12 protein-coding genes are annotated in these 13,388 nt (G+C 34.5%); all 12 read right to left on the bottom strand.

The annotated features are described in order from the left end of the window. Positions 1-13: 13 nt before the first annotated feature. The 12 genes from ASC72_RS03310 to ASC72_RS03255 all read right to left on the bottom strand — a co-directional run bounded on the left by ASC72_RS03310 (position 14) and on the right by ASC72_RS03255 (position 13,233). A complete protein-coding gene (locus ASC72_RS03310; protein ID WP_056186648.1) occupies positions 14-1,285 on the bottom strand; it encodes an adenylosuccinate synthase in 1,272 nt (423 codons plus the stop codon). 94 nt (positions 1,286-1,379) lie between these two features. Further along, positions 1,380-1,838 (bottom strand): Fur family transcriptional regulator, encoded by a 459-nt coding sequence (locus ASC72_RS03305; protein WP_056186646.1) that lies wholly within the window; start codon positions 1,836-1,838, stop codon positions 1,380-1,382. A gap of 184 nt (positions 1,839-2,022) precedes the next feature. Continuing rightward, complete coding sequence (locus ASC72_RS23540) at positions 2,023-2,565, bottom strand: hypothetical protein (protein ID WP_082564222.1); 543 nt, start codon at positions 2,563-2,565, stop codon at positions 2,023-2,025. 23 nt (positions 2,566-2,588) lie between these two features. Further along, on the bottom strand, positions 2,589-4,808 hold the full coding sequence (locus ASC72_RS03295) for a bifunctional (p)ppGpp synthetase/guanosine-3',5'-bis(diphosphate) 3'-pyrophosphohydrolase (protein ID WP_056186643.1): 2,220 nt from the start codon (positions 4,806-4,808) through the stop codon (positions 2,589-2,591). Positions 4,809-4,985: 177 nt separating this feature from the next. Then, positions 4,986-6,524, bottom strand: a complete 1,539-nt coding sequence (locus ASC72_RS03290) for a serine hydrolase (RefSeq protein WP_056186640.1) — start codon at positions 6,522-6,524, stop codon at positions 4,986-4,988. Positions 6,525-6,540: 16 nt separating this feature from the next. Beyond that, positions 6,541-7,332 carry an RNA methyltransferase gene (locus tag ASC72_RS03285; RefSeq protein ID WP_056186914.1) on the bottom strand — a complete coding sequence of 264 codons (792 nt, stop codon included), beginning with the start codon at positions 7,330-7,332 and terminating at the stop codon, positions 6,541-6,543. A 202-nt stretch (positions 7,333-7,534) separates the two neighbouring features. Then, positions 7,535-8,461, bottom strand: coding sequence for a DUF2167 domain-containing protein (locus tag ASC72_RS03280; RefSeq protein ID WP_056186637.1), 927 nt, complete (start codon positions 8,459-8,461; stop codon positions 7,535-7,537). 44 nt (positions 8,462-8,505) lie between these two features. Further along, entirely contained in the window at positions 8,506-9,591 is a 1,086-nt protein-coding gene (locus ASC72_RS03275; RefSeq protein WP_056186634.1) for a phosphoglyceromutase, read from the bottom strand. 165 nt (positions 9,592-9,756) lie between these two features. Further along, complete coding sequence (locus ASC72_RS03270) at positions 9,757-10,164, bottom strand: hypothetical protein (protein ID WP_056186632.1); 408 nt, start codon at positions 10,162-10,164, stop codon at positions 9,757-9,759. A 25-nt stretch (positions 10,165-10,189) separates the two neighbouring features. Next, on the bottom strand, positions 10,190-11,518 hold the full coding sequence (locus ASC72_RS03265) for a DUF58 domain-containing protein (RefSeq protein WP_056186630.1): 1,329 nt from the start codon (positions 11,516-11,518) through the stop codon (positions 10,190-10,192). 29 nt (positions 11,519-11,547) lie between these two features. Further along, complete coding sequence (locus ASC72_RS03260) at positions 11,548-12,156, bottom strand: hypothetical protein (protein ID WP_056186626.1); 609 nt, start codon at positions 12,154-12,156, stop codon at positions 11,548-11,550. Positions 12,157-12,219: 63 nt separating this feature from the next. Continuing rightward, positions 12,220-13,233, bottom strand: coding sequence for a MoxR family ATPase (locus ASC72_RS03255; protein ID WP_056186623.1), 1,014 nt, complete (start codon positions 13,231-13,233; stop codon positions 12,220-12,222). Positions 13,234-13,388 lie beyond the last annotated feature (155 nt).

The following is a 13,388-nucleotide window of genomic DNA, read 5'->3' as shown; positions in this document are numbered from 1 at the left end:
GCGTTTAGTGTTGTTAGTGCATTATTGTTTGCTTTCTGTCTGGTCCAACCGATACGATTTTGATTGGCACTTCGACTTCTTTCTCAATATATTCAATATATTCTTTTAGCTCTTTTGGCAATTGATCGTAAGTGGTCATTCCCGTCAAGTCAGCTTGCCACCCTTTAAATTCTTTATAAAGAGGAGTTACATTTTCTGGCTCGATGTTATAAGGAAAGTGAGAGATAGTTTGTCCTTTATAGTTGTAAGCTGTACATACTTTTAGCGTTTCGAATCCTGAAAGAACGTCACCTTTCATCATCATTAACTGCGTTACTCCGTTTACCTGAACAGCGTATTTTAAAGCAACTAAGTCTAGCCATCCACAACGTCTTTGTCTTCCTGTAACAGATCCAAATTCGTTTCCAACTCTTGCCATTGTAGCACCAACTTCGTCAAAAAGTTCAGTTGGAAAAGGCCCGCTGCCAACACGTGTAACGTAAGCTTTGAAAATTCCGTAAACTTCTTTGATTTGGTTAGGAGCAATTCCTAAACCAGTACAAGCTCCGGCAGCTGTAGTGTTTGATGAAGTTACAAAAGGATAAGTTCCGAAATCAACATCTAGTAAAGATCCCTGAGCCCCCTCGCATAAAATAGATTTACCTGCTTTTTGAGCCTGGTATATATATTCTTCACTGTCAATAAAATCTAATTTTTTTAATTCTTCAATAGCTTCAAAGAACTCTTTTTCAAGTTCAGCTAAGTTATATTGGATAGCAACATCATAAAAAGCAATCATTGCTTCGTGTTTGTCTGCTAATGCTCTGTAACGTTCCTTGAAATCTTCTAATTCAACATCTCCAACACGCAATCCGTTTCTACCGGTTTTGTCCATATACGTTGGTCCAATTCCTTTAAGTGTAGAACCAATTTTTGCTTTTCCTTTTGATGCCTCAGAAGCTGCATCTAATAAACGGTGAGTAGGTAAAATTAAATGCGCTTTTCTTGAAATGATCAATTTACTTTTGATGTCAAGGTTGAATTTCTCTAAACCTTCAATCTCTTTTTGAAAAACTACCGGATCTATTACAACACCATTTCCAATGATGTTAATTGAATTTTTATGAAAAATTCCAGAAGGAATGGTTCTTAGTACGTGTTTAATTCCGTCAAATTCTAATGTATGTCCTGCATTTGGTCCTCCTTGAAAACGTGCAATAATATCATAATTTGAGGTAAGAACGTCAACAATTTTTCCTTTACCTTCATCTCCCCATTGTAATCCTAGTAATAAATCTACGGTCATTCTGTTTTAATTTGCGTTGAGGCAATTTAAGTTGCCCTACTGATTAATGTAGTTAATTTTCTTTTTTTATTTTTTGAATAATTCCCTTTCCGGATTATTGATTTTGCTTTTTGTTTCCGTAGAAATAAAGTGAGTGATTCGTAATTTCGATATCAAATATTTCTTCGATTGTTTTTTTGATGGTTTGAATTCTTGGGTCACAAAATTCGATTACTTCGCCAGAATCCGTCATGATAATATGATCGTGATTTTTATCGAAATACGATTTTTCGTAGTAAGCCTGATTTTGTCCAAATTGATGTTTTCTAACCAAAGCGCAGTCTAACAATAACTCAATCGTGTTGTATAATGTTGCTCTACTCACACGATAGTTTTTGTTTTTCATTTTAATATAAAGGTTTTCTATATCAAAATGCTCTTCGCTATCGTAAATTTCCTGAAGTATAGCATAACGCTCAGGAGTTTTGCGATGCCCTTTTTGCTCAAGATACATTGTAAAAACATTTTTTACAATTTCTTGATTCTTAGTGTTGTCAGTTGAAATGAGTGTCATATCCTGCAAAGATAAATTTTTATTTTTAATGAATAAAAGTTTCGGGTTTAAAGTTTAACGTTCGAATCTCGATTTGATTAATAATAATGCAATAAATACAGGCTTTTGAATCAATTATTTTTACGAAGTTCAAACAAACTTAATTAACATAATTATTTTTATTTATGATAAAACTAACAAATTTTTATTTGGTCTTAGACATATACATGTACCAGTTCCATTCCCACGTTTTCCCTTGATCATCAGACATTGCCTGGCTCCAAACCGGATTATCTTCATCTCTGGCGTCCCATCGAAATACTTGTAATACATTTTTGCCTTCAAAAATATCTTCTGAGAAAAAATGCCCAACTTTATTTTCAAATGAACCAACCACTGGTTTGTCTAAAGTCCCTGTAGTCGAATCAGCCCAATAAATACTCCATAATTTTGTTTTCGGATTAAATAATCGAACTGTCATTCCTTCAAAAGGTTCTCCGTCAAAAGTGGCAATAAAATTATCGATATTGCCAATACCATTCAGGATTTTATACATTTCCTGCGTTGATAAAAATTCAATCCACTCCGTACAATTTGCAAATCTTTGTTTTAGTTTTTTGTTTTTAATAACAGATTTGCCCTGAAAAAAATCGAAATCATCTTTTGAAGAAGATTCAGAAGCAACAATTAAAAGGGCTCCATTTTCATCAAATTGTATTTTCGGAATCTCTAAGGAATCTGATTTCATAAATTCAAATATTTTATAAAAAATTAGGTTCTGTATTCTCTTGTTACTTTATCAACCCCGTCAACTTTTTTAATAGCGTTGATCATTTTTTTCAAGATGGTATTATTTTTAACAATAACCGCAATCTGACCGTGAAAAATTCCGGCGTCAGTACTCAATGAAATACTTTGAATATTTACGCTCATATTGTTCGAAATCACTTTTGTTAACTGATTTGTAAGTCCTAAAACATCCATTCCGGTAATATTGATAATGGCTTTGAATTCTTCCTGAGAAGAATCAATCCATTTGGCACTCATGATACGATAGGCATAATTAGACTGCATTCCGATCGCGTTTGGACAATCTTTTTTATGCACTTTTATTCCTTCGTTAATGGTTACAAAACCAAAAACATCATCACCCGGAATAGGGTTACAACATTGCGAAAGCTTATAATCTAGTTTGTCATGTTCGGTGCCAAAAACCAGCATATCGTAATTACTACTGATGACTGGTTTATGAATATCTTCGTCGGCAGTATCCTTATTTCTTTTGATTTTATTTTTAAAGAAATTGATGATAGTATTGCTTTTCTGAGCAGCGTAATCTTTTAATTGCTGATTTTCAATAGCGCCAATTCCAACTCTGTAAAATAAATCTAAGCTTGTTTTTAATTTGAAGAAATTAACCAATTCATTGATAACCTGTTCATTGATGGTGATTTTTAAATGCTTCAGTTTTCGGGTTAATAACTCTTTTCCTTCTTCAGCAATTTTTTTGGTGTTCTCATTAAGAACATTTTTGATTTTATTTTTGGCACGCGAGGTTGTTACATACTCCAACCAGTTTACAGTTGGTTTTTGATTGGCAGATGTAATAACTTCAACCTGATCGCCACTTTTAAGCTCGTGATTTAACGGAACCAAACGTCCGTTAACGCGTGTTCCTCGAGTTTTGATTCCAATTTCAGAGTGAATACTAAAAGCAAAATCGAGAGAAGTGGCTCCTTTTGGTAAAGATTTTATTTCTCCTTTTGGCGTAAAGACGAAGATTTCCTGCGAATAAAGATTCATTTTAAAATCCTCTACGAAATCGACAGCATTCGTTTCCGGATTTTCCAATGCTTCGCGAAGTAAGTTCAGCCAAACATCAAGTCCGCTTTCTTCGCTTGCACCATTTTTATATTTATAGTGTGCTGCATATCCTTTTTCGGCAATTTCATCCATGCGCTCACTTCGAACCTGCACTTCAACCCAACGACCTTTTGGTCCCATGACAGTAATGTGCAAAGCTTCATAACCTGTCGATTTTGGAGATGAAATCCAGTCACGCAAACGGCTCGGGCTTGGTCTGTAATGATCTGTTACAATCGAATAGATTTTCCAGGCGACGAATTTTTCGTCATGCGGGTCTGCTTTATAAACAATTCTAAGGGCGAATTTGTCGTACACTTCATCAAAACTCACATTCTGAGAACGCATTTTTCGGCGAATTGAATAAATAGATTTCGGACGCCCTTTTATGATATAATCGATGTCTTCATTGTCTAAAGATTTTTTCAGAACATCTGAAATATCTTTGATATAAGCATCTTGCTCTTCTTTCGTTTCTCTGATTTTGCTGACAATATCATTGTAAACTGCCGGTTCTGTATATTTTAGACCTAAATCTTCGAGTTTGGTTTTTATGTTATAAAGTCCCAAACGATGGGCAAGTGGGGCGTAAATATATAAAGTTTCAGAAGCGATTTTGGTCTGTTTGTATTCCACCATCGATTCCATTGTCTGCATATTATGAAGACGATCGGCCAGCTTAATCAGAATTACACGAACATCATCGTTCAGCGTAAGGATCATTTTTCTGAAATTCTCAGCCTGCATGGAGGCATTCAAATCTTTTTGAACCAGCGAAATTTTGGTGAGACCTTCAACCAATTGTGCTACTTTTGGGTTGAATAATCGTTCAATATCTTCAACTGTCATTGGGGTATCTTCAACAACATCGTGCAATAAGGCCGCAGCAATAGAGGTCGCTCCCAAACCAATTTCAGAGGCAACAATTTTCGCAACTGCAATAGGATGAAAGATATACGCTTCGCCAGATTTGCGTCGTTGCTCTTTATGGGCATCAACAGCCACATCAAAAGCTTTCCGGATTAGTTTTTTATCAGCTGGTGTTAAAGTCTGGTAACTTATTCGAAGTAATTCTTTGTATTCCTGCGCAATCGCTTTGTTTTCTTTTTCAATATCTATTTCTATCATAACGGCATGGTTCAAGTACTAAAAATAAGCATTAGTTTGAATATACGCAAGGGAAAGAAGTGTTGATTTTAGCGTGAAATTATTTTGTTTCAGGTTTCAAGTTTCAGGTTGAATATCGTAGTCAAAAACTTGAAACTTGAAACTTGAAACTTGAAACTTGAAACCTGAAACAAAAAACTATTCTTTAGTAAAATCCAAATCCTGAAAATCGTAACTGAAATCTGTTAATTCTGAAATTGGGAGCATTTTTAGATTGATTACTTTTCCGTTTTCATCATATTTGAAGATCAAATGCGCATCGGCATGAAAAAAGGCGTTATTCCATTTTACGACATAGTTGCCATCTTTGTAGAAAAAGACTTCTCCAACGAGTTGTGAAGAACGTTTTGAAGCAAAATATAGCTTTCCTTTTTTTTCTGTTATGGTAATTTCTCCAAACCAATTGTCTTTGTAAGTTCCGGTGATTTTAGAAAAATCGGTTTTTAATTTGTTCTTTTTGTTTTTGGCAACAGTGGCCCAAACTTCATCAGTCACTTTATCTGCTGACGCTTCACTAGCTTTCATTCGGTTGCTGTAAACCGTTACATAGTCGTCCGACTTAACCCCTAAATAACTGTCTTTAATTGTATTGGTAATAGCACTAAAAGCCGCTCCGGATTGTTGATTGGTCAAAACAATAATTCCTAATCCCAGTTCCGGAATCAATGTAGTCTGTGTCACATTTCCTTCTAAACCTCCGGTATGAGAAACTTGTTTATATCCTTTTACGTCACTCAAAAACCAGCCTAAACCATATCCAGAAAAATGTGTATTATAGGGAGGCTTTGTTTTGGTGGGAATAATAGTTTGCAATTGCCACATTTCATCGTGCTCTTTCTCTGAAAAGAGTTGTTTGTTATCACCGTATTTTCCGTTGTTGATTTGCAAAATTGCCCATTTACTCAAATCATTTACACTTGAATAAATTCCGGCAGCTCCATCAAAAAGATTATTTTCATAACGTTTGATTGTTTTTAATTTCCCATCAATCGGAACGTGAGGCGTAATAACATTCAAAGTGTCTTTTAAACGTTTTACAGATGCCACACTTTGATCCATTTCTAATGGTTTCATGATGCGGGTTTCTACGAAATCAGCCCAGGTTTGCCCACTTACAACGTGCACTATTTCACCTGCAATAATGTACATCAGATTATCGTAATCGTATTTGGTTCTGAAACTTGAAACCGGTTTTAAATATCTTAAATTGTGAACAATGTCAGCGGCTTTAAAATCACTTCCGTCAGGCCAGATCATCAAATCTCCGGCTCCAAGTCCGAGTCCGCTTCGGTGCGTTAATAAATCTCGAATAGTAAATTCTCGCGTAACAAAATCATCATACATTTTAAAATCCGGTAGATATTGAATTACCTTATCGTCCCATTTTATTTTTTTCTCATCAACCAACATGGCAAGCGCAGCACTGGTAAAAGCTTTACTGTTTGATGCAATTCCGAAAAGGGTATTAGCATCCACTTTTTCCTGTGTCGTTATCGATTTTACGCCGTATCCTTTTGCTAGAACTACTTTTCCGTCTTTTACAATCGCAACAGCAATTCCGGGTACATCAAAAGCTTTTATAGTACGATTTACCAACTCATCTACTTCCGGATTCGTAATTTGTGCCGAAACAGTAAAACCCAAAAGAAGCATTACCAAGGATAACTTATAACTCATAATTCATAATTTTAAATTAATTAAATCCTCTTTGACGTTTAGCTTCAAAAATTAAAATTGCCGCCGCAACCGAAACATTCATGCTGTCGATTTCTCCCTGCATTGGAATAATAATGTTTTGTGTAGCAGCATCACGCCATTCCTGCGTTAGGCCAGTGGCTTCTGTGCCCACAACCAAAGCGGTTGGAGTGGTAAAATCCTGAGTATGATAAGAGGTTGAATTCTGTAAAGTGGCGCAGTAAAAGTCAATTTTTTTTTCTTTCAAAAAAGCAATGATTTCAGCCGTTGTTCCAGTGGCAATCTGATTGGTAAACAAACAGCCTACGCTTGATCGTACAATGTTTGGATTGTATAAATCACTTTTTGGATTGGCAATCAAAACTGCATCTAGATTCGCGGCATCGGCAGTACGCAAAAGTGCTCCGATATTGCCTGGTTTTTCAGGTGCTTCAGCTACTAAAATTAAAGGATTCTCAGATAATTTTAAATCAGACAATTGCATTGATTTGGTTTTGGCTACTGCCAAAATTCCTTCTGTAGTATCGCGGTAAGCCAGTTTTTGATAAACTTCTTTGTTGATTTCAATTAATTGAACTGGCGAATTCACCAGTTTATTAATTTGATTTTCAGTAACCAATTCGGGTAAAAATAAAACAGTTTCGATTTCGTAGCCACCTTTTAAAGCGATTGAAATTTCGCGTAAACCTTCAATCAAAAATGTTCCGGTTTGTTTGCGGGCTTTTGCCTTTTCCTGCAGTAAAACAAGCGATTTTATAAACGGATTTTGAATGGAAGTGATTTGTTTCATTTTTTTCTGAAGGTACTTAGGTTCTGAGGCGCTAAGGTACTGAGAATTTTTTAAAAGTTGAAAAGGTTCATAGGCGCAGAGGTTCAAAGGTTTTGAAAAAAATGTTGCCACGAATTTCACGAATTTTTACTAATTTTTTATTCGTGTTGATGCGAAAGAATTAATTCGTGAAAATTCGTGAAATTAGTGGCAAAAAAATAATCTATTCTTCAGTAGAAGCAGTTTCTTCTACAAGTTCTTCCTCTTCTTTTGGTCTTGTCATTACCTGTTCTTTTTTACCGAAAAAGAATTTCTTAACAGCAGCAAATGCAGCAATTAAACCGATGACGATGACTTTTCCGAATTTCGCCAAAATAGCAAAGAAGCCCACTTTTGCCAAAACTTTTCCAGCTACCAAACCGCCTATGGTCCAGGCCGCAACGGTATCGGTATCGGCATCAAAGTCTAGATATTTGTGTCCGTCATTAAATTCAACACTTTTCAGGATTCCCGGAATACTGGCTTTTACTTCTGCAAGTTCACCCATGTTGGCAACGGCCGAAATATTGTACATTCCTTTTCGTCCTAAAACTCTTAAATCATAATTTAAGGTGTTGGCTTCGTCTTTGCCAAATTTTAATTCTTTTGCCCAATGTAATACTTTTAAATTAGCGTCATAATACGGTTTTGACGCCCAGCCGATTAATTGAACTTCAGCATAACCCCCTTTTTTTCTTTCTTCATTTGCGACTTTCATGTCTTCCTGCATGGTTTTTAGCAAATCGTCATAATCAATGTCGTTTGCATCATCGTCTTTTACAAAACCATCGCCTTGGTAGCTAATTACAAACATCCAGCTGTTGCTATGTGTAACGCCTTTTCCATCCGGAACAAGCGATCCTAAAACCGTTTTGTCTTCTGGATTCCCCCATAAATCAGTCAAAACATGTTGGGTCTGTTCTCCGTTTAAAAATTTAAATCCTTTCGGAACGTTTAATATTCCTTCTCCTTCAGTTAAAGTAATTTTTCCGGTTTCATATTTTAAGGATTGCTCAATTTTATCATAATAGGCTGCAGTTGTGTCTGCCTGAGCCATTATCTTCGGAATAAAAATAACGAATAGAAATAGACTTAGTAGAATTCTTTTCATTGGTTTTGGTTGGTTTAGTTGGTTAATTATTAGGGTTGTTAAATTTATTTTTTCAGCAATTCCGGAATTTCATTAGCCACAGGATGTGTGGTTGTGAAATTATATCCCATAATTTTAGCGATGGTTTGAGCAAATTGTTTTTGATACAATTGTGTGTCTGTTTTCATTTCGCCTTTTGCTGCAATTTCCGGTCCCATGGCAGCAAACCAAATTTCAGATGCACCCACAACATCAGCACCATGATCTGTCCATTGTGCTTTTGTCTTGTCTCCACGTCCGTGGTCTACGGTAATCAATAAAGTAGTTTTGTTTTTATATTGCGGGTCATTTTGTACAAAATCCCAGATTTCTTTGATCCATTTATCAACCTGGTTAGCGGCGTCGAGATATGATCTGTAATGACCGTGATGCGCCCATTCATCTGTTTCCCCGTAAGAGATATAAAGTACTTTTGGTTTCTTGGTTTTAAGTTCATCTAAGGCTTCATAATGGGTAAAAACATCCAGACATTCGTCTTCATGAAAGGGTTTATACGAATTATTACGCATGTCATTTAACAGCTTTTGAGTTGCTGTAGGTTTGTTTCCGCCAACATTATCAAAGGCTGAAATAACCGGAAAACCACTTCTTTCTTCGTTCAGGATTCGGTCAAAAGCATCCCAGGCGCCAAAAGCAGCTATTTTGCCTTTGAGTTTTGGCTGCTGATTTAGAAATTCTAAAATATTTACATTTGGATTCGCTTTGTAACCATTTGAATTAATAGCCACATCAACATTTCCGGTCATAATTTCGCTATATCCAGGATAACTGAACCAATACGGATTGGATACATTGACTTTATTGCCAAGGTCACGATTCCCATAAATCTGTCCTTTCGAAGCAATTTCAGACCATAAAAAAGGCATTAATTTTTTACGACTTTCTTTAAAATCAGCACTTGAATATTTTTTATAAATATAAGTGCTGTCTCCCTGATTGAATTTTTTATCATTGGCAATTGCCGGATCCATTCCTTTAAATACTTCCTGCCATCTAAAACCGTCCGTGGTAATGATGATGATGTTTTCTGTTTTTTGTGCCAAAGATTTCCAGCTTAATAAAATGAACAGAATTAGAATTACTTTTTTCATTTTTTATGAGTTTGAAATTACATGGATTGTTTTTATTTTTTTCAAAACTACTTATTTTAATTAATTGATTTTTACGGGATAACGTAATATAACTGTAAATTAATAGAGGATAAAAATCAGATAAAAAATAATGAGGAATAAAATTTTAATTTTATATAGTAATAGTTAGTTTTTAATTTCTAAGGTTTTAATTTTTTTTTCTAGGTGAAGAATTTCATTATGTTGTTTTTCAATTAGTGAAAGTTGTTTATCCGCTTTAATTTTTTTTCCATCTTTTAAGATTAAACCATAGAAATAAAGAATAATTAGTCCAAGAGAAAGACCTATTTGCTCCCAATAGCTTATCTTCTCAAAATAATTGAGTAATTCTTTTAAAAAAATCATAGATAAAATTATTGCGCTACAAAAAAGAGTTAAACCAAAAAATAATATCAAAAGATATTTGATGTAGTATTGCAAATTCTTCTTTTCGTTTTTAGTTGAAGAATGCCAATCTGTATTTTTATAGAAATAATTTACAAAAAAATATAAACCTGTAACTAATCCAATTTTTGAAATAAATTCGTAATCCATTTTTGCATTTTTTAATATTAAACATTTACAAAATCCCTCTCGCCTTTATTTCCAAATACTTATTAATAGCATCCAAAGTCAAATTCTCCGGTTGTGTCAAAACCGAATGAATTCCATATTTCTTGAGTTCATTTGCAATTAAACGTTTTTCGAACATGAATTTTTCGGCTATCACTTTATCGTAAATTTCCTGTACGGTGTCTGTTTTTTTGTTGATGATCGAATTTAGTTCTGTATTGCTAAAGAAAACGACCACTAATAAATGGCTCTTCGCAATTCCTTTTAAATAAGGTAATTGCCTGTTTAAACCGTCCATTGTTTCGAAATTGGTATACAAAATAATCAAACTTCTCTGATTGATATTTTTCTTAATATCTACATACAATCGGCTGTAATCACTTTCGAAAAAATCGGTTTTGATGTTGTATAACGTTTCGAGAATTTTTTGCATTTGCGAAGATCTTCTTTCCGCAAAAACTCTGTTTTCTACTTTTTTTGAGAAAGCAAAGATTCCTGCTTTATCTTGTTTTTTCAGAATAACATTCGATAAAACAAGAGTAGAATTTATGGCATAATCTAATAAACTCAATCCATCAAAAGGCATTTGCATAATACGGCCTTTGTCAATCGCCATATAAACCGATTGTGATTTTTCGTCCTGAAATTGGTTGACCATCAGCGAATTTTTCTTTGCCGTGGCTTTCCAGTTCAAGGTGCGGAGATCATCACCCTGAACATATTCCTTAATTTGTTCGAATTCCATGGTGTGACCAATACGGCGGATTTTCTTGATTCCGTATTGATGTAAGTTATTCGAAAAAGCGAGTAAATCGTATTTTTTCAACTGGATATACGATGGATAAGTGGGCACCATTTGATCTTTATCGAAAGTAAATCTTCTCGAAATTAATTTTAAAGGAGAAGAAACATAGATATTTAAATTCCCAAAAGAATATTCGCCACGTTCCGTTGGACGCAAATCATAACCAATTTCTTTTTGTGTCGAAGCCGGAATCGTTTTTATGATTTTAAAATCACGAATTTGAAACTGAAACGGAATCTCATCAATTATTTTAACCGAAACTGGAAAAGTATACTGATTTTTAATCGTAACCTGAATTGGATTTAAATCCCCGTTTGAGAGCTTTTCTGGCGTTTTTCTTGAGGCCTCAATTCCTTTTGATACATATAAAAGCAAAATATCAAGGCCTAAAAAGGTGCTTAAAACCAAAATAATAAACCAAACGCTGTTGTATAAATTCGGAAAAATAAAAGCACAAACAAACATTCCTATAATGCCTAAAAGGATATAGAAGAAGAAGTTATTGAGATAAAGGCTTTTGATGAATTTCAAATTAAAAAAATTAAGGTTAAAAGTTTGTACTAAAGTCCAAGGAAGCTTTTATAGTTAAAACCATCTAAAACGGCTATTTTCCAGATTCCATTTTCTTTAATTGCCGTTACTTTATATTTAGGCGTTTCTTTCCATTCTGTCCATGTCCAGTAAAAAGTAGCTCTATTATTTTCAATTTTTAAGTTGTTTACTTTCAGTGTTTTCCAAAACTTCTCCGGATTGTCCTGACAATCACACCACGAATTGCTGTCATTTCCGTATGGAGGAAGATCGCCAACAAAATATTCAAACTTATTGGTTTTAAGATTTTCCCCAATTTTCAATCCAATTTTGTTGTAATTATCGATAAACTGCTGCGCAAAAAAGTTAGATTTTTTAAGTTCTTCAACAATTTTATTATGGTTTTTTACATTTAAAGCCACATATTTATTACCTTTTTTGTTTGCAACTACATCAAAATCGTTTGGCGTTTTTTTGGTCTCAATCCATTCATACGCTTTTCTAATTAAGGATTCGATTTGTTGTTTATCGCTTTCGAAATAAACATACGTATTTGTTTTTTCAACGGTATTGACAGGTGTGAAACCTGCAAACAAAATCCAAATTAAGGATAGAGAAAATAGTTTATAAAATTTCATTTACAAAAAGATTAATTTCAAAATTAGAGAGTTGAAAACTGCGTCTGCGACTGTAAACTAAAATTATCGTGGTATTTCAACTGTTTCTAAAATCTGTTTAATAATTTCAGAGCTTGTAATACCTTCCATTTCACGTTCAGGAGTAACAATAACACGATGTTGTAAAACCGGAATTGCAGCTTCTTTGACATCTTCGGGAGTTACAAAGTCGCGGCCGCGAATGGCTGCGAAACCTTTGGCTGCGTTCAAAATTGCGATTGAGGCACGTGGCGAAGCTCCCAGATATAAAAAGGCATTTTCTCTGGTGTTAACTACAATTCGTGCAATATATTCTAAAAGATTTTGTTCGACTCTGATTTGCTTCACTAAACCTTGATATCCTTTTATTTCTTCAGCAGAAAGTATCGTTTTAATGGCTTCCAGTTTTCCATGATCCTGTAATAAATGTTCTCTCTGAATGATCAGGATTTCTTCGTCTAATTTTGGATAATCAATGGTTATTTTGAATAAAAAACGATCTAATTGCGCTTCCGGTAAACGATATGTTCCTTCCTGCTCAATTGGGTTTTGTGTCGCAATAACCAAAAATGGAGTTTCCAACTGATACGCAGAACCATCAATAGTAATCTGACGCTCTTCCATAACTTCAAAAAGGGCAGCCTGCGTTTTGGCCGGAGCACGATTGATCTCATCAATTAAAATTAAATTGGAGAAAATTGGCCCTTTTTTAAATTCAAATTCGGAATTTTTTAAATTAAAAATCGAAGTTCCTAAAATATCCGAAGGCATTAAATCTGGCGTAAACTGAATTCGGCTAAAGCCAATATTCAGCGTTTTAGACAACAATTTCGCTGTAATCGTTTTAGCAACCCCCGGAACTCCTTCAAGTAAAACATGTCCGTTTGATAAAATCGCCACCAAAAGTTGATCGATCATTTTGTGCTGCCCCACAATGACGGTTTCCAACTCTTTTTTAATCAAATTGACATGCTCCAAAAGTGGTGCTAAATTTATTCTGGTTTCAAAATTCACATTTTCATTTGTGATTTCGGTTTCTGGGGTATTAATATCGTCCATGTTTGGTATGTTTTCTTTTGTTGAATTTTTAGTTGTTTTTTGCCACTCCCGATAGCTATCGGGATAATGGATTTAATTGATTTCTTCTTATCTGTCTAATTCTTAATTTGCCATTTTTTCACGCAGATTTTGCAGATTTTATTTAAAATTAATTA

It is taken from the genome of Flavobacterium sp. Root420 (assembly GCF_001427905.1).
GTDB lineage: Bacteria > Bacteroidota > Bacteroidia > Flavobacteriales > Flavobacteriaceae > Flavobacterium.
The sequence above is the reverse complement of the archived record's forward strand: the minus strand, read 5'-3'. Positions and strand labels throughout refer to the sequence as shown.